This is a genomic window from Streptomyces sp. NPDC050548 (assembly GCF_044457385.1).
Lineage (GTDB): Bacteria > Actinomycetota > Actinomycetes > Streptomycetales > Streptomycetaceae > Streptomyces.
In genome coordinates, this window is record NZ_JBITGV010000002.1 from 233,527 (window position 1) to 258,840 (window position 25,314).

Genomic DNA, 25,314 nt, shown 5'->3' on the forward strand with positions numbered 1-25,314 from the left:
GTTGACGGTTCTTCGCCCGCCCGGCCGGGAAAACGCTCAGCGGACCTCGACCAGGCGGGCGAAGACGACGACATTCCCGTCGTAGCCGTTCTGCTTGGAGAAGCCGCCCCCGCACGTGATGACGCGCAGTTCCGGAGTTCCCTTCGAGGCATAGACGCGGTCGCCGGGGAAGTTGCTCTTCTCGAAGACCTCGATGCCGTAGATCTCGAATACCGCCGTCTTTCCGTCCTTGCGCTCGACCTCGACGCGATTTCCCTTCTTGAGGGCCCCGAGTCCGTAGAACACGGCGGGGCCCATCTTGTTGTCGACATGGCCGACGACGACCGCCGTGCCCTTTTCGCCGGGGGAGACGGCGCCGGTGAACCAGCCCGCCAGGTTCGGGTCCTCCGGCGGCGGGGCGCCGACCCAGCCGTCCGCGTCCAGGCCCACCGGCATGACCGGGGCGTCGACACGGATCGCCGGGATCCGCACCCGGTCGGCGACGGAGTACGGGAGCGGGGCCGGGGCCTTGCCGAAGGTGCCGACGCCGGTACGGCTGTCGGCCGCTGCGGCCGACGCCGGCTGCGGCGGCCCCACATCGAACTCTCCCGAACCATTCCGAATGAGCGCGAGACCCGTCAGCAGAACAAGCGCTATCACTCCCCACGGGGCGCGCTTCTTCTGCCGCTCCTCCTCTTCGGCAAGCTCGGACAGCTCGGACGCAGACATTCGCCATCCCCTCTCGACGCGGCCGTCGCCACGTCAATCGCGCATACGAGAACGCTAAGTCCCGAATGCGGAACCGGCGACGGGGCAGGCGCGAACGGGTGGCCCGGTCATCCTTATGTGCGCCATATGAGGAGGGGGCGGCAGGAATTTTCTGACGGTCCGTGACCTGCGGCAATATCCGATTGTCCGGTCTCTCTTCGGCGTGTCCTCTCACCAGGACGGACCATTCCCGAAATGCGGGCGCGTGCAAGGCATCTGAGGGTGCGTCTGGGAGGCGTTTTCTCGCCGATCGACCGGGGACGGGTCCCGGGGCGCCTTCCGCGGAGGATGACATGCGTACAACTCGTGCTCTGGCTGCCGCCGGTGCCGCGGTGGCCGTCCTGGGGCTCGCCGCCCCGGCGGCCCTCGCGGACGGCATGGGGGAGAGCCCCAGCAATATCGTCGCCCTGCCCAGCGTGATCGCCCGCGGCGGCCAGCTGACCGTGACGGTCGACGGCTGCTTCACCGGGGCCACCGCCAACTCGCCCGGCTTCGAACGCCCCGCGAACCTCTCCTCGCTCGTCGGCGGGGCCGGCCAGACCGCCAGCGGAACGGCGCGGATCAGCCGAAACGCCGGCCCCGGCCCGTACAGCATCACCGTGCGCTGCCGGAACGGTTCCGTGCTGACCCGGGACTCCGCCTACACCGTCATCGGCGGTGTCCGCGGCGGTCTCGGCGGCAGCAGCGCCACCGGGGCGACCCCGACCGACATGGCGATCGGCGGCGGCCTGGTCGCCGCGGCCGTCGTGGGCGGCGGAGTGTTCTGGATGCGCCGCCGCGCCGAGCGCGCCATCTGACCTCCCCCCCCTTCGGAGGCCGAGGCGCACGGAACAGGCCTTCGCCCCGGACCCTTTCGGGTTCCGGGGCGAAGGCCTGTGCGGGTGGTGGAACGGTCAGGCGCCGTCCTCTCCGGTACGGCGACGGGAGAAGTGGTACGCCGCCCCGACCGAGCCTGCGATGAGGGCCGCGCCGATGCCCAGCTCCTTGAGGTCGAAGCCGGCGATGCTGCCGCCCTCACCGGCCCGTACCCCTCGGGGCATCTGCTGCGACGGCTGGAGCGGCTGGATGTTGTTGTTGGTGCGACCGGAGGCGATGGTCAGACTCGTGGAGCCGCTCTCGCCGCCGCACGTGAACGTCACCTGGTAGACCGCGCCGGGCCTGGCGTCCCAGTCGACCATCGCGGTCGCCGAGGACTGGCCCGGCGAGATCCTGACGGTGTCGAAGATCCCGGAGGAGACCGTGGCGGAGCCCCGGCAGCCGCCGCTGTCGCGGTCGATCTGCAGGGTCACCTGGCCGCCCGCCGCGATCGTCGAGGGCAGGACGCTGAAGCCGAACGGCGTGATGTTGTGGTTGCCGTCGCCCTTCGCGACGGCGGCCGGCGCCGCGAGGGCGAGGGCGCTGATGCCCAGCAGTGCGGCCGAGGCGACGCGTATCGCGCGCATGGTGATTCCTCCGGGTCCCCGAGGAGCAGCCGCGGACCTTTTCCGCTGGCGCCGTAAATGCACCTCGATGTCCGAAACGCTAGGAACATGTGTGCGCTCCCGCGATCCCAGTCGCGCGAATGGGGCAACCGTGTGGGCCGCACAGGGGACGCCGTTCCTGCGACCGGGGGACGTCCGCGGCGCGGCGGACGTCCCCCGGCGGGTGGTCCCGGTGAGGGGCCGTCAGTCCTTGATGTGCGGGAAGAGGTTCAGGAACGGCTGTGCCGAGGCCGTGATGCCACGGCTGTAGGGCGCGTCGAAGTCCCAGATCAGGAACAGCAGGAACGCGATCAGCGCCGAGAACAGCCCGGCGAGGATCAGCTCCCGTGGCGTACGCCGGATCTGGAGCGCGAAGACCATGCCGATGGTGATCACGCCCCCGGCGAGCAGCCCGAACCACACCACCGCCGGCATCGTCGCCCCGGTGGAGTCCGCGCGGGCGCTGCGTGCCAGGTCCGCGGCGGCGACCTGCTCGACGAGCGGCTGGTAGGCCTGCGCCTGGAAGTCCGTCTTCGGCTGGTAGTCCGTGACATCCGCGCGGATGCGCTCCAGGAGGTCGGTGCCGCGCTGGGTCAGCTTCTGGTGGTCCGCCATCGTCTTCCACTCGACGTTGACGACCTGTGAGACATACGCGTCGACATCCGCCCGGATGCGGTCGCGCTCGTCCGGCGGATAGGCCCGCACCCGCGCCGAGATCTCGTGCAGCGCCTGTGCCTCCGCCTGCACATGGTCCTGGGCGGCGCTGCGGGCCTCCCAGACACCGGCGATCGCCAGCCCCAGGACGATGGCGTACACCACGCCGATCCACATCGTCATGTACTCGATGACGTCCGGGGTCTCGCTGGGGTCCTCGTCCTCGGACGCCGCGCGTTCGCGCAGAAAGGTGACGATGACGACGACGACACAGGCCGCCGCCATCGCGAGGGCGAGAACAAGCCATTCCGACAAGGGGTTCCTCCGGGATCAGCGCGGACGCAGCGCGGCGATGGCGACCACCGCGGGCAGGGTGATGAGCAGGACGTAGACGACCGGCGGCGTCCGGCTGGGAGCGGGCCGCGGGTGCGGCTGGGCGTGGTACTTCGGATAACTCACCGGGGTCGCCGCGGGATGCGGGGCGGGCCTCGGCTTCGGCGGCGGGGTCGGTGTGGGCGTGGGTGTCGGGGTCGGCCGGGGCAGCGGAGCCGCGGGCGCAGGGCGGGGTGCCGGAGCGGGCGGCGGTGGCGTGGGTCTCGGCGTGGGCCGCGGCTTGGGCGTCGGCGTCGGCCTGGGTGCCGGAGTCGGTGTGGGCTTCGGTCTCGGCGGGGGCGGCGGTGTGGGCTTCGGCGGTGGCGGAGTGGGCGTAGGGGAGGGACACGGCGGCGGAGTCGGTTTCGGGGGCGGCTTCTGACAGGCCGGGGGCGTCGGCCAGGAGCCGCTGCCGGCGACCGCCACCGCCTCCGTGCCGTCCGGCCCCGTCGAGGCGTACGCGCACGCGTCGGCCGCCGCCAGGCCCGCCGGTGCGCCCGCCAGCAGCCAGGTCAGCGTCACCAGGGTCAACACCCTTGCGACGAGGGCGGTTCGGGTCGGTTCGGGTCCATGCACGACGGAGATCATGAGGCCTCGCGGGCCGGGGCGCGCCGGGGCGCGGAAGGATTGCCCCGAAGGAGTGGAAGGCGCTGTGCGGCGGTTTGACGAACCGGCTCCCGGAGGTGGCCGGATGCGTACGCACATGCGAGGTGGCTGCCGTGACACAGGTGTCGGAAAGAATTTTCTGCGGCCGTTGAACACTTCCGTGGTCCCCACCCGTACCTAGGACCGTGCGGCGGCACAGACGGGCGCTGCAACATCCAGGTGATTATGGGGAGTTGACGATGAAGACCTCCTGGCGGAGCGCCTCACTCGCGGCGACGGCCGTGTCCGTCATGGCGTTGACGGCGGCGTGCGGTTCGGAAAATGTGACCACACCTTCCTCTGCGGCACAGAACGTCGGTGCCACGGCGGCGGCCGGAGGTTATGGCAGCGTGGGGGCCGCCACGTCGAGCCCCAGCGCGGCGGGCAACGGCTACGGAGCCGACGGCCAGCAGGCCGCGGCGGCCGAGCCCGCGGGCCAGCTGACCGTTGCCAACAACCCCGATCTCGGCAAGGTGTTGAGCGACGGAGCGGGTCTCACCCTCTACCGTTTCGACGCCGACACGGCCAATCCCCCCAAGTCCAACTGTGACGGCGACTGCGCCACCGCATGGCCGCCGGTTCCCGCCGACGACGCCACTGCCGGTGCCGGTATTGACAAGTCCCTCCTCGGCGAGGTGACCCGCACGGACGGCACCAAGCAGCTCACCATCGGCGGCTGGCCCGCCTACCGGTACGCCAAGGACGTCAACGCCGGTGACGTCAACGGCCAGGGCGTGGGCGGCAAGTGGTACGCGCTCGCCCCCGACGGCAAGAAGGCGACCCTCGCCTCGCTGCCCGGCCTCTCCGTCCGCAAGGACGCCAAGCTCGGCGACATCGTCGTCGACAAGAACGGCCACACGGTCTACCGCTTCCTCAAGGACAAGGCATGGCCCAAGTCCGTCTCGAACTGCGTCGGTGCCTGCGCTGAGAAGTGGCCGGCCGTCGGGATCGTCTCGGCGAACGACACCAAGGGCGTCGAGAAGAAGGGCCTCATGGGCTTCACCCGGTCCGACGGCGCCAAGCAGATGACCGTCGACTGCTGGCCGATCTACACCTTCTCCGGTGACACGGCCGCCGGACAGACCAACGGTCAGGGCGTGGGCGGCACTTGGTACGCCGTCTCCCCTGAAGGAAAAGCGGTCGGCGCGCCCGCGGCGTAGCGAGAACCTCCCCAGGGTTGATCGCTCCCCGCCCACTCGGCACCGAGACGCGGAAGGGAGGGTCGCGGGCAAGCGACAGAAATGCCGAACAACACAGCGCGCGCGACCCCAGGTCCGCCCCCTCCGCACCGCACGGAGGGGGCGGGCCGCTTTGGCATTACCCGCGTAGCAAATTCCGGCATTCTCCGCGCTTCTCCGCGTGTCCCCACACGTCAATTCGGCACGTGCCGCAGGCAGTGACCGGGAACGGACGGTCAATTTCCGTTTCCGCTCGCTCCTTTGGCGGGCGATCAGTAGCCTCAGCTCGAACACCGGATCGCCTGAGCCTTGGAGAGATACATGGAGCGTCCCGCCTGGGCACCACGGAGCATCGACATCTCGGTGCCGAGCGTTTCGCGTATCTACGACTACTACCTGGGCGGTTCGCACAACTTCGAGGTCGACCGGGAAGCGGCCCGCAAGGCCATGGAGTTCATGCCGGGACTCCCCAAGATCATGCAGGCGAACCGGGCGTTCATGCGTCGCGCCGTTCGCTTCGCGGCGGCCGAGGGCATCACCCAGTTCCTCGACATCGGCTCCGGAATCCCCACCTTCGGAAACGTCCACGAGGTGGCCCAGGAAGCCAGCCCCGGCGCCCATGTCATGTACGTCGACCACGACCCGGTGGCGGTCGCGCACAGCCAGGCGGTCCTCGCGGGCAACGCGACCACGGACGTCGTCGCGGCCGACCTCCGCAAGCCCCAGGAGATCCTGGCGAGCGCCGAGGTTCAGCGCCTGATCGACGTGAATCGGCCAGTGGCCCTGCTTCTCGTTGCCATACTGCACTTCGTGGAAGACGTGGACGACCCGTACGGAGCGGTGGCACAGCTGCGCGACGCACTCGCGCCCGGCAGCCTGCTGATCCTCACCCATGCCTCGTACGAGGGAATCCCGCTGCCACCGGAGCGTGCGGAGGGCGCGGTCGACGTGTACAAGGACATTCGCAATCCGCTGATCATGCGCTCGCGCGACGAGATCGCGCGGTTCTTCGAGGGGTACGACATGGTGGAACCCGGACTGGTGCCGATGCCGGACTGGCGGCCCGACACCGCACCGGAGGACGAGGATCCGTATTCCTTCTCCGGTTTCGCCGGCGTAGGACGCACGGCGTGACCGCGGAGCCGGACGGGCCGGAGGACAGACTGCGCAGGTTCGCGACCATCTGGAGCCGGGCGGTGTTCCCGGCGACCTCGACCTCGCTGACCCGCCCGGAGTTCGAGGAGCTGCTCCTGCCGCTGGCACGGCGGTTGAGCGACGCGTTGCGCGCCAGGACCTTCGAGGCCGAGGCGGGCAAGCAGGTCGGCGCCGCCCTCGTCGCCGCGCACTGCACCGACCCGGACGCCCTCAGCCGCACCCTGGAGTGCGTCGACGCCTACCTGGTGCTCTACTGCGGCGGCGACGGCTCACAGGAGGACCTGCGGATCCGCTCCGCCCGCCTCCAGCACGCCATGGCCGCCGGCTTCGCCCAGGAACTGCGCGAGCGCACCCTCGCCGAGCAGGAGGCCATCTCGGTGGCCGCCCTCCAGGCCCAGGGCGTCGTCGCCCAGGCCCTGCACGCGACGGAGGCCCGCTTCCGCGCGGTCTTCGAGGGCGCGGCCATAGGAATCGGCATGGCCGACCTCGAAGGCAACATCCTCCAGGTCAACGGCGCGCTGCTGCGCATGTTCGGGATCTCCGACCAGACCATGGGCGGCCGCAACGTCCGCGAGTGGACCCACCCCGACGACGCGCCCCAGACCTGGACCCTCTACGACGAACTCGTCCGCGGCGAGCGCGAGCACTACCACGTCGAGAAGGCGTTCTACCGGCCTGACGGAACGGTCCTGTGGACCAACCTCACCGTCTCCCTGCTGCGCGACGCCGACGGCAAACCGCAGTACCAGCTCGCCCTCATGGAGGACACCACCGAGCGCCGGCTGCTCAACCTGCGGCTGCGCTACGAGGCGACCCACGACGCCCTCACCGGCCTGCCCAACCGCACCCTGTTCTTCGAACGCCTGGAGAAGGCGCTCGGCGCGGGCGACAACCAGCGGTTCGGGCTGTGCTACCTCGACCTCGACGGCTTCAAGACCATCAACGACAGCCTCGGCCACGCGGCCGGCGACCGGCTGCTCGTCGAGGTCGCCGACCGGCTCCAGTCCTGCGCGACCGCGCCCGGCGAGATGGTCGCCCGGCTCGGCGGCGACGAGTTCGTGGCACTGACCACGGGCCCCGACACCGAGCGCGAGGTCGACGAACTCGCCGGCCGCATCATGAACGCGCTGATCACCCCCGTCAGCATCGACGGCCGTGACCTCACCGTGCGCGGCTCCATCGGCATCGTCGAGGGCCCGGCCGGCGAGCGCGGCCCGGCGGAGGTCCTGCGCAGCGCCGACATCACGATGTACCGGGCCAAGTCGGCGGGCGGCAACCGCTTCGAACTCGCCGACCCCGAGGCCGACGCCCGCGCCATCACCCGGCACGGTCTGACCACGGCACTCCCGGCCGCGCTGGACCGCAACGAGTTCTTCATCGAGTACCAGCCGCTGGTCCACCTCGGCGACGGCAGTGTGCGCGGCGCCGAGGCCCTGGTCCGCTGGCTGCACCCGCAGCACGGCGTCCTGGGCCCCGACCGGTTCATCCCGCTCGCCGAACACACGGGCCTCATCGTGCCGTTGGGCCGCTGGGTCCTCGACCAGTCCGTCCGGCAGGCCAAGCAGTGGCAGGAACGACACGGCGGCAACGACGCCACCGGCCCGCTGCGCATCAACGTCAACCTCTCGCCCTGCCAGCTCAGCCATCCCGGCCTGGTGCAGGACACCGTCGACATCCTGGAGCGCGCGGGCGTCAGCCCCGACGCACTCTGCCTGGAGGTCACCGAGTCCGCGCTCATCGGCGCCGACGACGACCTCCTCAAGCCGCTGCGGCGGCTGGCCGAGATGGGCGTCGACATCGCCCTCGACGACTTCGGCACCGGCTACTCCAACCTCGCCAACCTCCGCCGCCTGCCCGTGAGCATCCTCAAGCTGGACCGCTCCTTCACCCAGGGCATGCAGCAGTTCCCGGCCGACCCCGTAGACCTCAAGATCGTCGAGGGGATCGTCTCCCTCGCCCACAGCCTGAACCTCGCGGTGACGGTCGAGGGCGTCGAAACGGGCGCGCAGGCCGAGCAGTTGCGGATACTCGGCTGCGACACGGCCCAGGGCTGGTACTACGCCCGCCCCGGCCCGCCGGAGCGGCTGCACGAACTTGCGTTGGTCGACGCGACGGGCTGAGCGACCGCTGCCTCAGGGCAGCGGGATCGACCGCAGGCTGCGATGGGTGCCCGCCTGCACGAGGACATGGCCCGGGTCACCGCCCGGCACGGCGAGCCTGGGGTATTCCCCGCCCCTCGCCTGTGAGTACCGCGGGGACAGGTGCGGCGCGGCGTCGCCGGTCCCCTTCGGACCGGCGCGCAGGTCGATCGAGATGACCCGGTCCCGGACGGCGGCGTCGTTGCGCGGGGTGAAGGTGAGGAACCGGTCACCCGCCAACTCCCCCTCCTCCGTGGTGTCGTCGTAGCTCCACAGCCTCTTGGGGTGGACGAGGTCGTACGCGTTCCAGGAACCGGCGCTGGAGTCCTCCGCGTTGGCCTCGTACAGCACGAGCACGCCGTCGGACGAGATCACCCCGCGCTCGGGCTTGTCTCCCGTGTCCTCGGCCGTCTTCATCGGCCGGAGCGTGTCCGGGTCCAGCCGCTGGAGCGGCGGAAAGACGTCCCCGGCGGAGATCGGGCTGCCGGTGCACACGAGGTGCTTGCCGCCGGAGATGAGGTACGAACACTCGACGCCCTTGGGAGTGGTCGCCACGGTGGCGCCGGTACGGGCGTCGCGCGCGGTGACCTTCGTGCCGTCGGTGGTGTAGACGCGGCCCCCGAAGGCGGCCATGTCCCCGTACGGATCCACCGCGACCTTGCGGTCCCACAGTGCCTTGCCGTCGGACGCCCGGAAGGCGGCCAGGGTGATGACCTTCGTGCCCGCCGTCGGGGTTTCGAGAACGTAGACGGTCCCGTCCGCCACCCTGATGACCACCGGGAAGGCGGAGCCGTCGGCCAGCGGGCGTGTCCAGGCGGCCTTGCCCGTGCGCAGATTCGCCGCGCGCAGCGCCTTGCCGGAGCTGGTCACGGCCCGTTCGGTGGCCGAGTCGACGACCAGGTCCGCGTCCTTGCCGCGCCCGGCGGGGGGAACGGTCCAGGTGACTTCGCCGGTGCTCCGTGACCGCCCGACGAGACCGCCGGTACCGGTGCGGCACACGACCTGGTGAGCCGTCGCCTCGCAACGGCCCCCCGCCGCCGAGTAGTTGGCGGTCCACGCGTTCCACCCCGCGCCGGCGGCGGTCGGCGCGGCGCTGGGCGTTCCGGATGCCGAGACCGTCGTCCGGTGCGACTCACCGGAAGGCGTGCTCCCCGAGCCCGAGCAGCCCGTGAGTATCAGCCCGACCAGCGGCACACCGGCCAGCCACGTTCTTCGCATCTCTGGTTCCCCCTCGTACGCGAAAGGTTCATCGTACGGACGATCAGCGCTCCAGCAGCATCCGCTGCAGTTCTCTGGCGGCCCGCGGCGGAGCCACATCGCTGCGATGCGCGAGCGCGATCGTCCGGTGCAGCCCGGGCCGCGCCAGCGGGGTCACCCGCAGCCCGCGCCCGGACTTCGTCGCGACCATGCGCGGGACCACGGCCACGCCGAGCCCCGCCCGTACGAAGCCGAGGACGGCGTCCATCTCGCCGCCCTCCACCGCGAAGTCGGGCTCGAAGCCCTCGGCGCGGCAGGCGGCGACGGTCAGTTCGCGCAGGTCGTAGCCGTGCCGGAACATCACCAGACGCTCGCCCTCCAGATCGGAGATCCGGACCGTACGCCCGCGCCCCGGCACCGGCGCCTCCGGTGACGACACGACCACCAGGTCCTCCCGCAGCAGCTCCACCGTGGTCAGCGCCGGCGACGGGGTGGGCAGCGGCAGCACAACCAGCGCCAAGTCCAGGGCGCCGCGCGCGAGTTCGCGGACGAGATCGTGCGAACCGCCCTCCTCGATCAGCAGCCGGATGCCCGGATAGCGGTCGTGGAAGGCGCGCAGCACGTCCGGCAGCAGCCCCGTGCACAGGCTCGGGGTCGCGCCGAGCCGGATCCGGCCGCTGCGCAGCTGGACCAGTTCGAGGACCTCGTGCCGGGCCGTGTCCGCGTCGGCCAGGATCCGCCGGGCCAGCGGCAGCAGTGCCTCGCCCGCGTCCGTGAGCGTGATGTTGCCCCGCGCCCGCAGGAACAGATCGGCCCCCAACTCCCGCTCCAGCGCCTTGATCTGCTGAGACAGCGAGGGCTGCGCGACATGCACGAGATCGGCGGCCCGGGTGAAGTGCCGGGTCTCGGCGACGGCCACGAAGTACTGGAGCTGTTGGAACTGCATGCAGTCACGATAGTCGTAGCCTATGGAATCCAGGCGGATCATGTCTTGGACCGATCGACTTCCCGGGACCTAACGTCCGTAGACATGGCTCTGGCAACGCGGACGGACCGACGGCCGTCGATGGCGCGCACGGTGTGGGACAGCTCCGTCGGCAAGAAGACAGTGATGGCGGTCAGCGGCCTGATCATGCTGCTGTACCTGGTCGTCCACATGATCGGGAACCTGAAGATCTTCTTCGGCGCGGGCGAGTTCAACCACTACGCCCACTGGCTGCGCACCGTCGGCGAGCCCTTCATGCACTACGAGTGGACGCTCTGGCTGATCCGGATCGTCCTGGTCGTCGCCGTCATCGCGCACGCCGTCTCCGCGTACCAGCTCAGCCGCCGCGACATCAGGGCGCGCCCCAGCAAGTACGTGCACAAGAAACCCCGGGCGACCTACGCCACCCGCACCATGCGCTGGGGCGGGATCATCCTCGCCCTGTTCATCGTCTGGCACATCCTCGACCTGACGACCGGCACCGTGCACTCCGGCGGCTTCCAGGAGGGCCACCCGTACCAGAACGTCGTGGACACCTTCTCCACCTGGTACGGCGACACCATCTACATCGTCGCGATGCTCGCCCTCGGCCTGCACGTCCGGCACGGCTTCTGGAGCGCGGCCCAGACCCTCGGCGCGGGCAGCCACAGCCGAGACCGCGCCCTGAAGACGACCGCCAATGTCCTCGCGCTGCTGCTCACGGCCGGCTTCATCGCCGTGCCCGTGGGCGTCATGACCGGAGTGGTGAGCTGAAATGGCCCTTGAATACGCGGACTTCACGACCGGCGAACCCGTCACCGACACCAAGTCGCCCACCGGCCCCATCAACGAGCGCTGGGACACCCGCCGTTTCGAGGCCAAGCTGGTCAACCCCGCCAACCGGCGCAAGCACACGGTGATCGTCGTCGGCACCGGCCTCGCGGGCGGCTCCGCCGGCGCCACCCTCGCCGAACAGGGCTACCACGTCGTCCAGTTCTGCTACCAGGACTCCCCGCGCCGCGCCCACTCCATCGCCGCCCAGGGCGGCATCAACGCGGCGAAGAACTACCGCAACGACGGCGACTCCGTGCACCGCCTCTTCTACGACACCGTCAAGGGCGGCGACTTCAGGGCCCGCGAGTCCAACGTCCACCGCCTGGCGCAGATTTCGGTGGAGATCATCGACCAGTGCGTGGCGCAGGGCGTGCCCTTCGCGCGGGAGTACGGCGGCCTCCTCGACACCCGCTCCTTCGGCGGTGTGCAGGTGTCGAGGACCTTCTACGCGCGCGGCCAGACGGGGCAGCAACTCCTGCTGGGCGCCTATCAAGCACTGTCCCGGCAGATCGCCGCCGGGAACATCGAGATGCACCCGCGCACCGAGATGCTCGACCTGATCGTCATCGACGGGAAGGCGCGCGGGATCGTGGCGCGCGATCTCATCAGCGGCCGTATCGACACGTATTTCGCGGACGCGGTCGTCCTCGCCAGCGGCGGCTACGGCAACGTCTTCTACCTGTCGACGAACGCCATGAACTCCAACGCCACCGCTGTCTGGCGGGCGCATCGGCGCGGGGCGCTCTTCGCCAACCCGTGCTTCACGCAGATCCATCCGACCTGCATCCCGCGCACCGGCGAGCACCAGTCCAAGCTGACGCTGATGAGCGAGTCGCTGCGCAACGACGGCCGGATCTGGGTGCCGAAGGCGAAGGGGGACGAGCGCCCGCCCAACCAGATCCCCGAGGCGGAGCGCGACTACTACCTTGAGCGCATCTACCCGTCCTTCGGCAACCTGGTGCCCCGCGACATCGCCTCCCGCGCCGCGAAGAACGTGTGCGACGAGGGCAGGGGCGTCGGCCCCGGTGGGCAGGGCGTCTACCTCGACTTCGCCGACGCCATCGCGCGGATGGGCCGCAAGGCCGTCGAGGAGAAGTACGGCAACCTCTTCGACATGTACGCCCGGATCACCGCCGAGGACCCGTACACGGTCCCCATGCGGATCTACCCCGCCGTGCACTACACGATGGGCGGCCTCTGGGTCGACTACGACCTCCAGACCACGATCCCGGGCCTGTTCGCGATCGGCGAGGCCAACTTCTCCGACCACGGCGCCAACCGGCTCGGCGCCTCCGCGCTGATGCAGGGCCTCGCCGACGGCTACTTCGTGCTCCCGGCGACCATCAACGACTACCTCGCCCGGCACCCCGGACACGAGGAGATCGGTATCCAACACCCCGCCGTACAGGAGGCGTTGGCCGAGACCGAGGACCGCATCAACCTGCTGCTGGCAGTGGACGGCGACCGTACCCCCGACTCCTTCCACCGTGAACTCGGCGAACTCATGTGGGAGTTCTGCGGAATGGCCCGCACCGACAGCGGACTGCGCAAGGCGCTGGAACGCATCCCGCAGATCCGCGAGGAGTTCTGGCGGCGGATCAAGGTCCCGGGCACCGGCGAGGAGTTCAACCAGTCGCTGGAGAAGGCCAACCGCGTCGTCGACTACCTCGAACTCGCCGAGCTGATGTGCCTCGACGCGCTCAACCGCGCCGAGTCCTGCGGCGGCCACTTCCGTGAGGAGTCGCAGACCCCGGACGGGGAAGCGGCGCGCAGGGACGAGGAGTTCGGCTACGCCGCCGCCTGGGAGTTCACCGGTACGGGGTCATCTCCCGTGCTGCACAAGGAAGACCTGGTCTTCGAGTACGTCCACCCCACTCAGCGGAGCTACGCATGAAGCTCACCCTGCGCGTCTGGCGGCAACGCAACGCAGACGCCGAAGGCGCCATGTCCACCTACCAAGTGGACGGAATCTCCAGTGACATGTCGTTCCTGGAGATGCTCGACACCCTCAACGAGGAACTCATCCTCAAGGGTGAGGACCCGGTCGCCTTCGACCACGACTGCCGTGAGGGCATCTGCGGCGCGTGCAGCCTGGTCATCAACGGCGACGCGCACGGCCCGGAACGCACCACCACCTGCCAGTTGCACATGCGGTCCTTCGAGGACGGCGACACGATCGACATCGAGCCGTGGCGCGCCTCGGCCTTCCCGGTCGTCAAGGACCTCGTCGTGGACCGCTCGGCCTTCGACCGGATCATCCAGGCCGGCGGCTACATCACCGCGCCGACGGGTGCGGCCCCCGAGGCCCACGCCGCCCCCGTCCCCAAACCGGACGCCGACTTCGCCTTCGAGCACGCCGAGTGCATCGGCTGCGGGGCGTGCGTGGCCGCGTGCCCGAACGGCGCCGCGATGCTGTTCACTTCGGCCAAGATCAACCACCTCAACGTGCTCCCGCAGGGCGCCCCCGAGCGTGAGACGCGGGTGCTGGACATGGTGGCGCAGATGGACGAGGAAGGCTTCGGAGGCTGCACGCTGGCCGGCGAGTGCGCGACCGCCTGCCCGAAGGGCATCCCGCTGGTGTCCATCACGGGGATGAACAAGGAGTGGCTGCGGGCGACGCGCAAGGTGGCCAAGCGCTAGACGTCCCAGCTCACCGAACGTTCGCCGGCAGGGTGCGGACGGGCGGAGCCGGAGTGGTGCTCGCTTCCGGCTCCGCCAAGCACCCCTGGCATTCAACAACCCCACATCGTCTCTCTCTTCGCGGGTCACGCCACGGACAGTCGGCGTCGGCACAACAGGTAAGGCGGCACCGCTCGCCGCCGAGCCGCCCCCGGCCCGTGACCAGGAGAGAGCCATGACCGGCGTTTCCACCCTCGACCGTCCCCCGCAGCCCGCCGCGCCGACCCGCTACACCGTCACGCTCGCCCGTGACGAGGACGATGTGCGTGCCGCGCAGCGGCTGCGGCACGACGTCTTCGCCGGGGAGATGGGCGCCCACCTGTCCAGCCCGCAGCCCGGCCTGGACGTGGACGCCTTCGACGCCTACTGCGACCACCTCCTCGTCCGCGACACGGTCACCGGCCAGGTGGTCGGCACCTACCGGCTGCTGCCGCCGGAGCGCGCCGCGGTCGCCGGACGGCTCTACTCGGAGAGCGAGTTCGACCTCGCCCCCCTCGACCCGATCCGCCCGGGCCTCGTCGAGGTGGGCCGTTCCTGCGTCCACCCCGACCACCGCGACGGCACGGTCATCGGCCTCATCTGGGCCGGCATAGCCCGCTACATGGTCGACCGCGGCCACGAATGGCTGGCCGGCTGCTGCTCCATCCCGCTCGCCGACGGCGGAGCCCTCGCCGCCGGCACCTGGGACCGGGTCAGCGCCAAGCACCTCGCCCCCGAGGAGTTCCGGGTACGCCCGCTGCGGCCCTGGAGCCCGGACGGCGTCACCCGCCCCACCGACCGCGTCGAACTCCCGCCGCTGCTGCGCGGCTACGTCCGCCTCGGCGCCTGGGTCTGCGGCGAGCCCGCCCACGACCCGGACTTCGGGGTCGCCGACCTGTACGTGCTGCTGTCGATGCGCCGGGTCAACCCGCGCTATCTGCGGCACTTCCTCTCGCTCGTCCCGGCCTGATGAGCGTCTGGCTGCCCAGCGCGCCCTGCACCCCCAGGACGTGCATCGGGTCGACGGGGTCCGTCACGGCCGTACCGCGCGCCGTGCTGCGATTCGTGGCCGTACTGGTCGTGGTGGCCGCCGGGGCCGCCCTCACACCGATCGGCGGGCGCATCCCGGCCCGCGCGGTGCGCTGGTGGTGCCGGACCGTCGTCCGGGCCGCCGGCATCCGGCTCCGCATCAGCGGCAGCACCACGTCCACCGGCGGACTGCTGCTGGTCGCCAACCACATCTCGTGGCTGGACATCCCGCTGATGGCCGCCGTACGCCCGGCCCGCATGCTGGCCAAGGCCGAGATCCGGCACTGGCCCGTGGCCGGGACACTCACCGCGGGCAGCGGCGCCCTCTTCATCGACCGTGACCGGCTGCGCGCGCTGCCCGAGACGGTCGCCTCCATCGCGGGCGCCCTGCGGGCCGGGGGAGCGGTCGCCGTCTTCCCCGAGGGCAGCACCTGGTGCGGCCTGGCCCAGGGGCACTTCCGGCGGGCCGTCTTCCAGGCCGCGCTGGACGCCGGCGTACCCGTCCAGCCGGTCGGCCTGCACTACCTGACCGACGGCGGTACGGCGAGCACCGCGCCCGCCTTCGTCGGCAGCGACTCGCTGCTCACCTCGGTGTGGCGGGTGGTGTCGACGCGCGGACTGGTCGCCGACGTCGAGGTGGGGGAGACCATAGCGCCCGGCAGCCACCCCGACCGCCGCTCCCTCGCCCACGCCGCGCAGACCGGGGTGTCGGGCCGGGCCCACCACCCGGACCACTGCACCTCGGTGGCGCGGACCCCGGTGAAAATTCGCAGGACGACGCGGAGGCGTCCTGCTAGCGTCGCGGCCATGAGGATCATCAGGCACACCGGCACCGCGACCGCGCGAGCGACCAGCTCGCCGGCCGCCGACGCCTGACCTCACTCACCTCTCCCGGCGGCCGGAAACGGACCGCCGGGACGTGTCGTTTCCAGCCTCTTCGCAGGTCTCCCCGCGGTTCCTTTCCGGTCCCCACCCGACCCGAAGGACTCACCGCCATGAACACCGACGACACCGTCCGCACCTTCCTCGACTTCTACCGCGAACGCGGGCACGAGCCGATCACCGGCAGCACCCTTCTGCCACCGCCGTCCGACCCGGTCCTGTTCACCACCTCCGGCATGCACCCGCTCACGCCGTACCTCCAGGGCCGCCCCCATCCACAGGGGCGGCGCCTGGTCAACGTCCAGCGCTGTCTGCGCACCACCGACCTCGACGAGGTCGGTGACCGATCCCACCTGACCGTCTTCGAGATGCTCGGCTCCTGGTCGCTGGGCGACTACGGCCATTCACAGAGCCTGCGCTGGGGCTACGAACTGCTCCGCGACGGCTTCGGCATCCCACCCGAGAAGCTGTACGTCACCGTCTTCGACACCGACCTCGAATCCCTGGACACCTGGCGGGAGTTGGGCCTGCCCGTCGAGTCGACCCGGGACGAGAACTGGTGGTCCAACGGACCGACCGGCCCCTGCGGCCCGGACTCCGAGATCTTCTTCTGGACCGGAGACGGCCCCCCGGAGGGCAGCCCGACCACCGACTCGCGCTGGGTCGAGATCTGGAACCACGTGCACATGCGGTACGAACGTGGCGAGGACGGTGGGCTTGTGCCGCTGAGGCAGGTCAACGTCGACACGGGTATGGGATTGGAGCGGCTCGTGTCCGTCCTCCAGGGGTGCCGGTCGGTCTATGAGACGGATCTGTTCGAGCCGTGGATGGGGACGATTCCGCTGTTGTGGGATCTGGACGAGCGCTCGACGCGGGTGGTCTGTGATCATCTGCGGTCGAGTGTTGTCGTCTTGGGGGACGGGGTACAGCCTTCCAACACCGGGCGTGGGTATGTGCTGCGGCGGTTGATCCGGCGGTTGCTCACGGTTTTGCGGCGCGACGATCCTTCGCGCACGTTGGGTGATCTGCCGGGTGAGCTTGTCGGTACCGGCACTGTGCGGGAGGTTCTTCTGGACGAGGAGCGGCGGTTCGGTCTGCTGCTGGAGCGGGGGCGGCGGGTGTTGTCCCGGCGGGAGTACCGGGGGCCTCTGAGTGAGGAGGACTATCAGTATCTGCACGACACTCATGGGTTGCCCCGAGAGTCGGTCGTCGGGTTGAAGGGGTAGTGGTTCGGCTGCGGGTGCGTGGGGGCTGGTCGCGCAGTTCCCCGCGCCCCTAAAAGCAAGGGGGGACTAGGCGAGGGCGTTTGCCAGATAGGGAGCTGTAGTGCTCTCCGGCGCCCTTGCCACCTCCCTCGGTCGGCCCGTTGCCACGATCCGGCCGGCGTTCAGGTCGATCACCCAGTCCGCGCCCGCCACCACCGCCATGTCGTGTTCGACCACCACCACCGTGTGGCCCGCGTCGACCAGTCCGTGGAGTTGGTGCAGAAGGACCTCGACGTCGGCGGGGTGGAGGCCGGTGGTCGGTTCGTCGAGGAGGTAGAGGGTGTGGGCGCGTCGGGTGCGTTGCAACTCGCCGGCCAGCTTGATGCGTTGGGCCTCGCCGCCGGAGAGTTCGGTGGCGGGTTGGCCCAGCCGTAGGTAGCCGAGGCCGACGTCCAGGAGTGTGGTGAGGCTGCGGGTCACGGCCGGGGTGTCCCTGTCCGCGAAGAAGTCGGCCGCGGCCTCCACCGTCAGGTCGAGGACCTGCGCGATGTTCCGTCCCCGGTACGTCACTTGGAGGGTCTCGGGGTTGTAGCGGGCGCCGCCGCAGTCGGGGCAGGGGGCGTAGGTGCTCGGGAGGAAGAGGAGTTCGACGCTGACGAATCCCTCGCCCTGGCAGGTCTCGCAGCGCCCGCCCGGCACGTTGAAGGAGAACCGCCCTACGCCGTAACCCCGTTGCCGTGCCTCGTCGGTGGCCGCGAACACTTTGCGGACGACGTCGAAGAGGCCGGTGTAGGTGGCGAGGTTCGAGCGCGGGGTGCGGCCGATCGGTTTCTGGTCGACCGACACCAGCCGTCCCACGTCCGGCAGTTCCTCGGTGATCTCGCCGATCAGGGTCGACTTTCCGGAGCCCGAGACGCCGGTGACGGCGGTGAACACGCCCAACGGGAACTCCGCGGTCACGTCCCGCAGGTTGTGCCGGGTGATCGGGCCGACCTTCAACTCGCCCCACGGGGGACGGACTTCGCGGGCCGGTGCGGGGGCGCGGTCGAAGAGGTAGCGGGCCGTCGCCGATTCCCTCACCTTCGCAAGGTCGGCCACCGGGCCGCTGTGCAGCACCCGCCCGCCGTGTTCGCCGGCCAGCGGCCCCACGTCCACCAGCCAGTCGGCGGCGCGCATCACGTCGAGGTGGTGCTCCACCACGAACACCGAGTTGCCCGCCGACTTCAGTCGCGCCAGCACCGTGAGCAGGGCCTCGGTGTCGGCGGGGTGCAGTCCTGCGGACGGTTCGTCCAGGACGTAGACGACTCCGAAGAGACCCGAGCGCAACTGCGTTGCCAGGCGCAGGCGTTGCAGCTCGCCGGTGGAGAGGGTCGGGGTCGCGCGGTCCAGGCTCAGATGGCCCAGGCCGAGTTCGAGGACGGGGGCGATGCGGGACTTGAGGTCCTCGGTGAGGACGCGGGCCGCCTCCGAGGTGCCGCCCAGTGTGTCCGCCAACTCCGCCAGCGGCAGCGCGGCCAGGTCGGCGATCGTGCGGCCGGCGACGGTCACCGCCAGGGACTCGGCGCGCAGTCTGCTGCCTTGGCAGAGTGGGCAGGGGGCGCTGGTCAGGAAGCGTTCCGCCTTGGCCCGGAGCGTGGGGCTCTTCGTGTCCGCGAAGGTCTTCATGACATAGCGGTGGGCGCTCATGTACGTGCCCTGGTACGGGCGTTGGATGCGGTCGGCGTCCCGGACCGGATGGACCGTGACCACGGGCTGCTCGTCCGTGAACAGGATCCACTCCCGCTGTTCGGCGGGGAGTTCGCGCCACGGCACGTCGACGTCGTGGCCGAGGGTGTCGAGGATGTCGCGCAGGTTCTTGCCCTGCCAGGCGCCCGGCCAGGCGGCGATCGCGCCCTCGCGGATCGAGAGGGAGGGGTCGGGGACCAGGGACTCCTCGCTCGTGCGGTGCACCCGGCCGAGGCCGTGGCACTCGGGGCACGCGCCCGCCGCAGTGTTGGGGGAGAAGGCGTCCGAGTCGAGGCGTTCGGCGCCGGGCGGGTAGTCGCCGGCGCGGGAGAACAGCATCCGGAGCGAGTTGGACAGGGTGGTGACCGTGCCCACCGAGGAGCGGGAGGTGGGGGCCGAGCGGCGCTGCTGGAGCGAGACGGCGGGCGGGAGGCCGGTGATCTCGCCGACCTTCGGGGCGCCGATCTGGTGGATCAGTCTGCGGGCGTACGGCGCGACCGACTCGAAGTAGCGGCGCTGGGCCTCGGCGTAGATCGTGCCGAAGGCGAGGGACGACTTCCCGGAACCGGAGACCCCCGTGAACACGGCCAGCACGTCGCGCGGGATGTCGACGTCGACGCCCTGGAGGTTGTGCTCGCGGGCGCCGCGGACGCGGACGTAGGGGTCGTGGGGGTTACCAACTGTTGCCTGATTCATCAGTGAATCTCAGCCTTTCTCACCTGCTATCTTGATCGAGTGAAGCTTTCCGAGTGGGCGGCGCGCAACGGCGTGCACTACCAGACCGCGTGGGCGTGGGCGAAAGAGGGCCGTATGCCGGTCCCGGTACGCCAGACGCCATCCGGAACGTGGCTGGTCGACGAGCCCACCCCGGAGACGTCCGGCCGCGTCGTGGCGTACTGCCGGGTCTCGTCTGCGGACCAGAAGCCGGACCTTGACCGGCAGGTCGCCCGCGTGGTCCAGGGGGCCACCGGTCTCGGCCTGCCGGTCGCGGAAGTCGTGACCGAGGTCGGCTCGGGGCTGAACGGGCGGCGCCGCAAGCTGCACCGCCTGCTGTCCGACCCGCAGGCGGCTGTGATCGTGGTCGAGCACCGCGACCGGCTGGCCCGGTTCGGCGTCGAGCACCTCGAAGCCGTCCTGTCCGCGTCCGGGCGGCGCCTGGTCGTCCTCGACCCCACCGAGACGGCCGATGACCTGGTGCGCGACATCACCGAGGTGCTGACGTCGATGTGTGCGCGCCTGTACGGGCGGCGGGCGGCGAAGAACCGGGCCGCCCGCGCGGTGGCCGTGGCGACCGGCGAGGCCGCCGAGTGAGGAAGTTCCGGCCGCAGCCCGGGTTCGTAGTGCAGGCGTACCGCTTCGCCATGGACCCGAACGCCGCCCAGGAGCGTGCGCTGCGTTCGCACTGCGGCGCCGCGCGTGCCGCGTACAACTGGGCCGTGGGCTGGGTGACCGCCCCGTGGTGGCAGCGCAAGGCCGAGGAGACGTACGGCGTCCCCGAAGAGTCGCTGACCGAGTGGCGGCCGTGGTCGTTGCCGTCGCTGCGGAAGGCGTTCAACACCGCCAAGCACACCGACCCCAGGTTCGCCCACTGGTGGGAGGACAACTCCAAGGAGGCGTACTCCACCGGGCTGGCCAACGCGTCGGCCGCGTTCGACAACTACGCCAAGTCCAGGAGCGGCAAGCGCAAGGGCGCCCGCATGGGTGCGCCGCGGTTCAAGTCGAAGCGGAAGGCGCGCCTTGCCTGCCGGTTCACCACCGGCGTCATCCGCGTCGAGGCGGACGGCCGTCACGTTACGCTGCCCCGCCTCGGCACGATCCGCGTTCACGAGCCCGCGGTGAAGCTCCTCGCGTGCATTCAGGCCGGGAGCGCCCGTGTCCTGTCCGCGACCGTCCGCCACGAGCGCGGACGCTGGTTCGTCTCCTTCCAGGCCGAGGTGAAGCGGGACATCGAGCGAGTCAAGCGTCCGGACACGGCGGTCGGGATCGATCTCGGCGTGAAGACGCTCGCGGTGATGGCCGACAGCACGGGCGAGATCCGCACCGTCGCCAACCCCGGACACTACGACCGGGCACGCAGGCAACTGCGCCGCGCCTCCCGCGTCGTCTCCCGACGCCAGGGTCCCGACCGGCGCACCGGGCAGAAGCCGTCGAAGCGGTGGGAGAAGGCCAACGCCCAGCGGAACAAGGTCCACCACCGGGTGGCGAACCTCCGCGAAGACGCCCTGCACAAGCTCACCACGGCCGTGACCGCCGAGTACGGCACGATCGTGGTCGAGGATCTCAATGTCGCCGGGATGCTCCGCAATCGGCGCCTGGCCCGCCGGATCGCCGACGCCGGATTCGGCGAGATCCGCCGCCAGCTCGACTACAAGACCCGCCAGCGCCACGCCACCCGCATCGTGGTCGCGGACCGCTGGTACCCCTCCTCGAAGACCTGTTCCGGGTGCGGCGCGGTGAAAGCCAAGCTGCCGCTGCACGTCCGGACCTACACATGCGACGCCTGCAACCTGGTCATCGACCGGGACGACAACGCCGCACTCAACCTCGCCGCGCTCGCGGCAGCCGCAGCCGCAGTAACTGGTACCGGAGTGGCCGGAGACCAGGACACCGCCCCGGCGGTATCGAAACCTCGTGGAGCCGACCAGAGGACCCGCGCCACCCGCCCCCGCCGCAAGGCGGAGGCGGGGCGGGCAGGTGGCGCAACCCTGCCGCACCAGCGGCAGACAGAAACGAGAGACCGTACTCAAGCCGAAGCCCTCCCGCTTTGGTGATGTGACGGACCATCCGGGCAGAAACGCCCGGAATGCTGAGAGCCGCTGAGGCTCTGAGTAACGGCTGTGCATGGCCCGGCGAGTCTATGCGACCCCGCCCGGTGACGCCCGCTGACCTGCGGGGGTGCGGGGGTGTCCGTGCTGTGCCACGTTGGAAGACACGGAAAGCGGTCGCCGCAGAGTCGCGTGTGCCCACCGACCTGCGTCTGATCAGGCCGTGTTCGCAGCCCTCCGGGAGACAGGTATGAGCAGCTATCGAGTCGCGCAAGTCGCTGCCGCCGGCGGTGAGTTCGAGGTCGTGGAGCGTGAGGTGCGGCAGCCGGGCCCCGGACATGTGCGGATCGCCGTGGAGGCGTGCGGGATCTGCCACAGCGACACCTTCTTCGTCGACGCCGGAGTGCCGGGCGTGGGATTCCCGCTCGTCACCGGGCACGAGATCGCCGGGCGGATCGACGCGCTCGGCGAGGGCACCTCGGACCGGGGCTGGCGGATCGGCGACCGGGTGGCGGTCGGCTGGTTCGGCGGCAGCTGCGGCTACTGCACCCCTTGCCGGCAGGGCGACTTCATCGTCTGCGAGAACCTGAAGGTGCCCGGCTGGGCCTACGACGGCGGCTTCGCCGAGATGACGATCGCGCCCGTCGACGCGCTCGCCCGGATCCCCGAGGGCCTGTCGGCCGGTGCCGCCGCGCCCATGGGCTGTGCGGGCGTGACCACCTTCAACGGGCTGCTGCACAGCGCGGCGGGGCCGGGCGACCTGGTGGCCGTGCTCGGACTCGGCGGTCTCGGGCATCTGGGCGTGCAGTACGCGGTCGCGATGGGATTCGAGACCGTGGCGATCGCGCGCGGCGCCGAAAAGGCCGACTTCGCCAAGCAGTTGGGCGCGCACCACTACATCGACAGCACGGCGGACACCGAAGTCGCCGAGGCGCTGCGGGCGTTGGGCGGCGCGAAGGTGGTCCTGGCCACGGCGGGCAACGCCGACGCCGCGTCGGCGACCGTGGAGGGGCTGAGGCACCGGGGTGAACTGGTGGTCATCGGGGCGGACACCGCGCCGCTGGGGATCAGTCCGTTCCAACTGATCATGCCCGGCAGGGTGGTTCGGGGGCATCCGTCCGGCACCGCGCAGGACGTGCAGGACACCCTGGCCTTCAGCACCCTGCACGGCATCCGCCCGATGGTGGAGACCGTGCCGCTGGACCAGGCGGGCGAGGCCTATCAGCGGATGCTGTCCGGCGCGGCCCGTTTCCGGATGGTGCTCACCCCCTGAGTGAGGCGAGCCGCCGGTAGGAGTCCAGCAGGGCTTCACGGTCGTAGGTGCTGGTGGTGACGAGGACCTCGTCCGCGCCCGTCTCCTTCAGCACCGTCTCCAGCTCGTGGGCCACCTGTTCCTCGGTGCCCGCGAGCTGTCCGGTGAGCCCGGCCTCGTAGAAGCCGAACTCCTTGTCGGACATGGTCAGTTGCTCCACCCGCTCGGCGGACGGCAGCGGCGGGAAGGTGCCGTGGGTGCGCGAGTACGCCATCGACCACGCCTCCGGCACGAGGAGCCGGCGGGCCGCCTCGGGGGTGGCGGCCACGGCGATCGTGCCCGAGACGACGACGTACGGCTGCGGGGCCCAGGGGGAGGGGCGGAAGCGGGCTCGGTAGTGGTCGATGCCGCGCCGCATCTTGTCGCGGTTGCGGAGGTCGCCGATCACCATCGGCAGCCCGGCCCGGGCCGCGATGTCGGCGCCCTCGCCCATCGCGAGCACGAACGGCGGGACGGCGAGGCCCTCCGAGGGCCGCGCGTGCGCGCCGGTCGGTGAGGTGCCCCGGAACCAGCCGAGGAGTTCGTCGAGTTGGCCGGCGAAGTCGTCGGCGTCGTCCTTGTCGCGATCCAAGGCCTTGCGCACGCCGTCCGTGAAGCCGACGGAGCGGCCCAGGCCCATGTCGATCCGGCCCGGGAACAGCGACTCAAGGACCCCGAACTGCTCGGCCACGACCAGGGGTTGGTGGTTGGGCAGCATCACCCCGCCCGTCCCGACCCGGATGGACCGGGTGGCCGAGGCGACGGCGGCGGCCAGCACGGTCGGCGCGGAACCGGCGACCCCGGGCACACCGTGGTGCTCCGACACCCAGAACCGGTGATAGCCCAGCTCCTCGATCTCCCGCGCCAGCCGCACGGTGTCGCGCAGCGCCTCGGCGGGCGGGTGCCCCTCGCGGGTGCGGGAACGGTCCAACACGGAGAACGGGGTCGAGGCGATCAAGGAGCTCACATGGTGTTCAACGCCCTCCGGCCCCCGGCATTCCCCGGGTCGGTCGGAGCGCTCACCGCCGTGACCGGACGCGTGCGTCGCGTGGCGGGTCGATGAACTGCAGCTCCAGCGTGACGGGCGGCTCCGCGAGCCCCGGCCCGCCCGCCGCCGCCCACTCCAGCACTTCCTCCGTGCAGTCGTCGTCCATCGCGAACCCGACCCAGGTCGGCCGCCCGCCGGCCCGCCGCCCCGCGGCCGACGGCTGCACCACGATCACGTTGGCCTGGTCGCACGGGCCGAGACAGTCCGTCGTACGCACCGCGAATCCGTGCTCGGCCGCACCCGACCGCAGACGTTCCAGCTGCCAGGCGTGGTCCGTGCCCGGGTGCTTGCGCGGGTCGCCGCAGCAGCAGCCCCGGCAGACGACCAGGGTGCAGGGCCGTTCTCGGGCGGCGCCTATGAGGAACGTACGGGGAGCGGGAGTTGGGGCAGACATACGAGAAGCATGAGGCCAGGGCCTCGGGCGGTCGCCGCCGGGGTGCGGGGGCTGTCTAAGGTGGCCCGGTGACAGCTGACAGCAGGCGGCCCCTCGCCGTGTTCGACCTCGACAACACCCTCGCCGACACGACCCACCGGCAGCGGTTCCTGGAGAACAAGCCGCGCGACTGGGACGGCTTCTTCGGCGCCGCGCCCGAGGACCCGCCGTTGGTGAAAGGCGTCGCGCTCGCGCTGGAGAGTGCCGAGGAGTGCGAGGTCGTCTATCTGACCGGGCGGCCCGAGCGCTGCCGACGCGACACGCTGGACTGGCTCGCCGCGCAGGGGCTGCCCGAGGGGCGGGTCTTCATGCGGCGCAACGACGACCGCAGGCCCGCCCGCCGCACCAAGCTGGAGATCCTCAAGCGGCTCGCCCGGGACCGGGACATCCGGGTTCTCGTGGACGATGACGAGTTGGTCTGCGACGACGCCGAGCGGGCCGGGTTCAGGGTCGTACGAGCCCGTTGGACCGTTCCATCCGCCGCGCTGGAGGCGGCGCAGGAGGGGGAGGGCCGGACCTGAGAGGGCGGTGGTACCTGCTCCGCCCTCCACTCGCCTTGACGCATTCCCATATCGGCATACGATAGCTGCCATGGCACGAGCAGCGACGACGTCGGACGTCTTCAACGCGATCGCCGAGCCGCAGCGCCGGGAGATCCTGGCCCTGCTGCGGGCGGGAGAGCGGCCGGTGACCGAGTTGGCGCACGAGCTGGGGATGAGCCAGCCGGGGGCGTCCAAGCATCTGCGGGTGCTCCGGGAGGTGGGCCTGGTGCGGGTCCGCGAGGCGGGCAAGCAGCGCCTCTACGGCCTGGACGCCCGCGGGCTGCGGCCCGTCCACGAGTGGGCCGGCGGGTTCGAGCGGTTCTGGAACGAGAGCTTCGACCGGCTCGACACCTATGTGCAGGACCTCAAGCAGGCACGGCAGGAGGACTGAC

General features: G+C 70.7%; 24 protein-coding genes. 15 read left to right on the plus strand and 9 right to left on the minus strand.

Annotated features, from left to right (window positions below):
* Positions 1 to 36: 36 nt before the first annotated feature.
* On the minus strand, positions 37 to 708 hold the full coding sequence (locus ACIBJH_RS06885; RefSeq protein ID WP_093623622.1) for a class F sortase: 672 nt from the start codon (positions 706 to 708) through the stop codon (positions 37 to 39).
* A gap of 332 nt (positions 709 to 1,040) precedes the next feature.
* Between ACIBJH_RS06885 and ACIBJH_RS06890 the strand changes: the two genes are divergently transcribed.
* Entirely contained in the window at positions 1,041 to 1,544 is a 504-nt protein-coding gene (locus tag ACIBJH_RS06890; RefSeq protein ID WP_399115789.1) for a hypothetical protein, read from the plus strand.
* A 96-nt stretch (positions 1,545 to 1,640) separates the two neighbouring features.
* Here the strand turns inward: ACIBJH_RS06890 and ACIBJH_RS06895 are convergent, their stop codons facing one another.
* The 3 genes from ACIBJH_RS06895 to ACIBJH_RS06905 all read right to left on the minus strand — a co-directional run bounded on the left by ACIBJH_RS06895 (position 1,641) and on the right by ACIBJH_RS06905 (position 3,809).
* On the minus strand, positions 1,641 to 2,189 hold the full coding sequence (locus tag ACIBJH_RS06895; RefSeq protein ID WP_201055780.1) for a hypothetical protein: 549 nt from the start codon (positions 2,187 to 2,189) through the stop codon (positions 1,641 to 1,643).
* A gap of 222 nt (positions 2,190 to 2,411) precedes the next feature.
* A complete protein-coding gene (locus ACIBJH_RS06900; protein ID WP_399115790.1) occupies positions 2,412 to 3,176 on the minus strand; it encodes a DUF4239 domain-containing protein in 765 nt (254 codons plus the stop codon).
* Positions 3,177 to 3,191: 15 nt separating this feature from the next.
* Positions 3,192 to 3,809, minus strand: a complete 618-nt coding sequence (locus ACIBJH_RS06905) for a hypothetical protein (RefSeq protein WP_399115791.1) — start codon at positions 3,807 to 3,809, stop codon at positions 3,192 to 3,194.
* A 269-nt stretch (positions 3,810 to 4,078) separates the two neighbouring features.
* Between ACIBJH_RS06905 and ACIBJH_RS06910 the strand changes: the two genes are divergently transcribed.
* The 3 genes from ACIBJH_RS06910 to ACIBJH_RS06920 all read left to right on the plus strand — a co-directional run bounded on the left by ACIBJH_RS06910 (position 4,079) and on the right by ACIBJH_RS06920 (position 8,331).
* The gene (locus tag ACIBJH_RS06910; RefSeq protein ID WP_399115792.1) at positions 4,079 to 5,038 is read left to right on the plus strand and encodes an SCO0930 family lipoprotein; all 960 of its coding nucleotides are present in this window, start codon (positions 4,079 to 4,081) and stop codon (positions 5,036 to 5,038) included.
* 339 nt (positions 5,039 to 5,377) lie between these two features.
* Positions 5,378 to 6,190, plus strand: a complete 813-nt coding sequence (locus ACIBJH_RS06915) for an SAM-dependent methyltransferase (RefSeq protein ID WP_399115793.1) — start codon at positions 5,378 to 5,380, stop codon at positions 6,188 to 6,190.
* Entirely contained in the window at positions 6,187 to 8,331 is a 2,145-nt protein-coding gene (locus ACIBJH_RS06920; protein WP_399115794.1) for a putative bifunctional diguanylate cyclase/phosphodiesterase, read from the plus strand. The genes ACIBJH_RS06915 and ACIBJH_RS06920 overlap by 4 nt, the downstream gene beginning before the upstream one ends.
* 12 nt (positions 8,332 to 8,343) lie before the next feature.
* On the opposite strand, the gene ACIBJH_RS06925 is transcribed toward ACIBJH_RS06920, so the two are convergent.
* Together ACIBJH_RS06925 and ACIBJH_RS06930 are read right to left on the minus strand one after the other, a co-directional pair.
* Complete coding sequence (locus tag ACIBJH_RS06925) at positions 8,344 to 9,567, minus strand: PQQ-binding-like beta-propeller repeat protein (RefSeq protein ID WP_399115795.1); 1,224 nt, start codon at positions 9,565 to 9,567, stop codon at positions 8,344 to 8,346.
* 43 nt (positions 9,568 to 9,610) lie between these two features.
* A complete protein-coding gene (locus ACIBJH_RS06930; RefSeq protein ID WP_329262836.1) occupies positions 9,611 to 10,492 on the minus strand; it encodes a LysR substrate-binding domain-containing protein in 882 nt (293 codons plus the stop codon).
* A gap of 120 nt (positions 10,493 to 10,612) precedes the next feature.
* On the opposite strand from ACIBJH_RS06930, the gene ACIBJH_RS06935 reads away from it, so the two are divergent.
* The 6 genes from ACIBJH_RS06935 to ACIBJH_RS06960 all read left to right on the plus strand — a co-directional run bounded on the left by ACIBJH_RS06935 (position 10,613) and on the right by ACIBJH_RS06960 (position 17,139).
* Positions 10,613 to 11,284 carry a succinate dehydrogenase gene (locus ACIBJH_RS06935; RefSeq protein ID WP_399116370.1) on the plus strand — a complete coding sequence of 224 codons (672 nt, stop codon included), beginning with the start codon at positions 10,613 to 10,615 and terminating at the stop codon, positions 11,282 to 11,284.
* 1 nt (position 11,285) lies between these two features.
* Positions 11,286 to 13,238 carry a fumarate reductase/succinate dehydrogenase flavoprotein subunit gene (locus ACIBJH_RS06940; protein WP_399115796.1) on the plus strand — a complete coding sequence of 651 codons (1,953 nt, stop codon included), beginning with the start codon at positions 11,286 to 11,288 and terminating at the stop codon, positions 13,236 to 13,238.
* Positions 13,235 to 13,984, plus strand: coding sequence for a succinate dehydrogenase/fumarate reductase iron-sulfur subunit (locus tag ACIBJH_RS06945; protein ID WP_399115797.1), 750 nt, complete (start codon positions 13,235 to 13,237; stop codon positions 13,982 to 13,984). The genes ACIBJH_RS06940 and ACIBJH_RS06945 overlap by 4 nt, the downstream gene beginning before the upstream one ends.
* A 214-nt stretch (positions 13,985 to 14,198) precedes the next feature.
* A complete protein-coding gene (locus ACIBJH_RS06950; protein WP_399115798.1) occupies positions 14,199 to 14,972 on the plus strand; it encodes a GNAT family N-acetyltransferase in 774 nt (257 codons plus the stop codon).
* Positions 14,972 to 15,907, plus strand: a complete 936-nt coding sequence (locus ACIBJH_RS06955; protein WP_399115799.1) for a lysophospholipid acyltransferase family protein — start codon at positions 14,972 to 14,974, stop codon at positions 15,905 to 15,907. Before ACIBJH_RS06950 ends, ACIBJH_RS06955 begins: the two co-directional genes overlap by 1 nt.
* A gap of 119 nt (positions 15,908 to 16,026) precedes the next feature.
* Positions 16,027 to 17,139: an alanine--tRNA ligase-related protein gene (locus tag ACIBJH_RS06960; RefSeq protein WP_399115800.1), complete on the plus strand. Its 1,113-nt coding sequence runs from the start codon at positions 16,027 to 16,029 to the stop codon at positions 17,137 to 17,139.
* A 66-nt stretch (positions 17,140 to 17,205) separates the two neighbouring features.
* Here ACIBJH_RS06960 and ACIBJH_RS06965 read toward each other — a convergent pair whose 3' ends face one another.
* Positions 17,206 to 19,539, minus strand: a complete 2,334-nt coding sequence (locus ACIBJH_RS06965; RefSeq protein ID WP_399115801.1) for an ATP-binding cassette domain-containing protein — start codon at positions 19,537 to 19,539, stop codon at positions 17,206 to 17,208.
* A gap of 39 nt (positions 19,540 to 19,578) precedes the next feature.
* Between ACIBJH_RS06965 and ACIBJH_RS06970 the strand changes: the two genes are divergently transcribed.
* The 3 genes from ACIBJH_RS06970 to ACIBJH_RS06980 all read left to right on the plus strand — a co-directional run bounded on the left by ACIBJH_RS06970 (position 19,579) and on the right by ACIBJH_RS06980 (position 22,881).
* A complete protein-coding gene (locus tag ACIBJH_RS06970; RefSeq protein WP_399115802.1) occupies positions 19,579 to 20,154 on the plus strand; it encodes an IS607 family transposase in 576 nt (191 codons plus the stop codon).
* A gap of 29 nt (positions 20,155 to 20,183) precedes the next feature.
* Positions 20,184 to 21,614 (plus strand): IS607 family element RNA-guided endonuclease TnpB, encoded by a 1,431-nt coding sequence (gene tnpB / locus ACIBJH_RS06975; protein ID WP_399116371.1) that lies wholly within the window; start codon positions 20,184 to 20,186, stop codon positions 21,612 to 21,614.
* A 244-nt stretch (positions 21,615 to 21,858) separates the two neighbouring features.
* Positions 21,859 to 22,881 (plus strand): alcohol dehydrogenase, encoded by a 1,023-nt coding sequence (locus ACIBJH_RS06980; protein WP_399115803.1) that lies wholly within the window; start codon positions 21,859 to 21,861, stop codon positions 22,879 to 22,881.
* On the opposite strand, the gene ACIBJH_RS06985 is transcribed toward ACIBJH_RS06980, so the two are convergent.
* Positions 22,871 to 23,866 carry an LLM class flavin-dependent oxidoreductase gene (locus ACIBJH_RS06985; RefSeq protein ID WP_399115804.1) on the minus strand — a complete coding sequence of 332 codons (996 nt, stop codon included), beginning with the start codon at positions 23,864 to 23,866 and terminating at the stop codon, positions 22,871 to 22,873. The genes ACIBJH_RS06980 and ACIBJH_RS06985 overlap by 11 nt on opposite strands.
* Before the next feature lie 52 nt (positions 23,867 to 23,918).
* Positions 23,919 to 24,341 carry a (2Fe-2S) ferredoxin domain-containing protein gene (locus ACIBJH_RS06990; RefSeq protein WP_262057048.1) on the minus strand — a complete coding sequence of 141 codons (423 nt, stop codon included), beginning with the start codon at positions 24,339 to 24,341 and terminating at the stop codon, positions 23,919 to 23,921.
* Between the two features lie 68 nt (positions 24,342 to 24,409).
* Here ACIBJH_RS06990 and ACIBJH_RS06995 point away from each other — a divergent pair, with 68 nt between their 5' ends.
* Together ACIBJH_RS06995 and ACIBJH_RS07000 are read left to right on the plus strand one after the other, a co-directional pair.
* Complete coding sequence (locus tag ACIBJH_RS06995) at positions 24,410 to 24,901, plus strand: hypothetical protein (protein ID WP_399115805.1); 492 nt, start codon at positions 24,410 to 24,412, stop codon at positions 24,899 to 24,901.
* A gap of 70 nt (positions 24,902 to 24,971) precedes the next feature.
* Positions 24,972 to 25,313 carry a helix-turn-helix transcriptional regulator gene (locus ACIBJH_RS07000; RefSeq protein ID WP_019068355.1) on the plus strand — a complete coding sequence of 114 codons (342 nt, stop codon included), beginning with the start codon at positions 24,972 to 24,974 and terminating at the stop codon, positions 25,311 to 25,313.
* The last annotated feature ends 1 nt before the right edge of the window (position 25,314 follow it).

Excerpts from the sequence above, each read along its gene's own strand:
- ACIBJH_RS07000 (WP_019068355.1), top strand. The coding sequence starts at position 24,972 with ATGGCACGAGCAGCGACGACGTCGGACGTCTTCAACGCGATCGCCGAG.
- ACIBJH_RS06955 (WP_399115799.1), top strand. The coding sequence starts at position 14,972 with ATGAGCGTCTGGCTGCCCAGCGCGCCCTGCACCCCCAGGACGTGCATC.
- ACIBJH_RS06895 (WP_201055780.1), bottom strand. The coding sequence starts at position 2,189 with ATGCGCGCGATACGCGTCGCCTCGGCCGCACTGCTGGGCATCAGCGCC.
- ACIBJH_RS06890 (WP_399115789.1), top strand. The coding sequence starts at position 1,041 with ATGCGTACAACTCGTGCTCTGGCTGCCGCCGGTGCCGCGGTGGCCGTC.
- ACIBJH_RS06910 (WP_399115792.1), top strand. The coding sequence starts at position 4,079 with ATGAAGACCTCCTGGCGGAGCGCCTCACTCGCGGCGACGGCCGTGTCC.
- ACIBJH_RS06950 (WP_399115798.1), top strand. The coding sequence starts at position 14,199 with ATGACCGGCGTTTCCACCCTCGACCGTCCCCCGCAGCCCGCCGCGCCG.
- ACIBJH_RS06885 (WP_093623622.1), bottom strand. The coding sequence starts at position 708 with ATGTCTGCGTCCGAGCTGTCCGAGCTTGCCGAAGAGGAGGAGCGGCAG.
- ACIBJH_RS06940 (WP_399115796.1), top strand. The coding sequence starts at position 11,286 with ATGGCCCTTGAATACGCGGACTTCACGACCGGCGAACCCGTCACCGAC.
- ACIBJH_RS06930 (WP_329262836.1), bottom strand. The coding sequence starts at position 10,492 with ATGCAGTTCCAACAGCTCCAGTACTTCGTGGCCGTCGCCGAGACCCGG.
- ACIBJH_RS06960 (WP_399115800.1), top strand. The coding sequence starts at position 16,027 with ATGAACACCGACGACACCGTCCGCACCTTCCTCGACTTCTACCGCGAA.
- ACIBJH_RS06945 (WP_399115797.1), top strand. The coding sequence starts at position 13,235 with ATGAAGCTCACCCTGCGCGTCTGGCGGCAACGCAACGCAGACGCCGAA.
- ACIBJH_RS06915 (WP_399115793.1), top strand. The coding sequence starts at position 5,378 with ATGGAGCGTCCCGCCTGGGCACCACGGAGCATCGACATCTCGGTGCCG.
- ACIBJH_RS06935 (WP_399116370.1), top strand. The coding sequence starts at position 10,613 with ATGGCGCGCACGGTGTGGGACAGCTCCGTCGGCAAGAAGACAGTGATG.
- ACIBJH_RS06925 (WP_399115795.1), bottom strand. The coding sequence starts at position 9,567 with ATGCGAAGAACGTGGCTGGCCGGTGTGCCGCTGGTCGGGCTGATACTC.
- ACIBJH_RS06990 (WP_262057048.1), bottom strand. The coding sequence starts at position 24,341 with ATGTCTGCCCCAACTCCCGCTCCCCGTACGTTCCTCATAGGCGCCGCC.
- ACIBJH_RS06980 (WP_399115803.1), top strand. The coding sequence starts at position 21,859 with ATGAGCAGCTATCGAGTCGCGCAAGTCGCTGCCGCCGGCGGTGAGTTC.
- ACIBJH_RS06965 (WP_399115801.1), bottom strand. The coding sequence starts at position 19,539 with ATGAATCAGGCAACAGTTGGTAACCCCCACGACCCCTACGTCCGCGTC.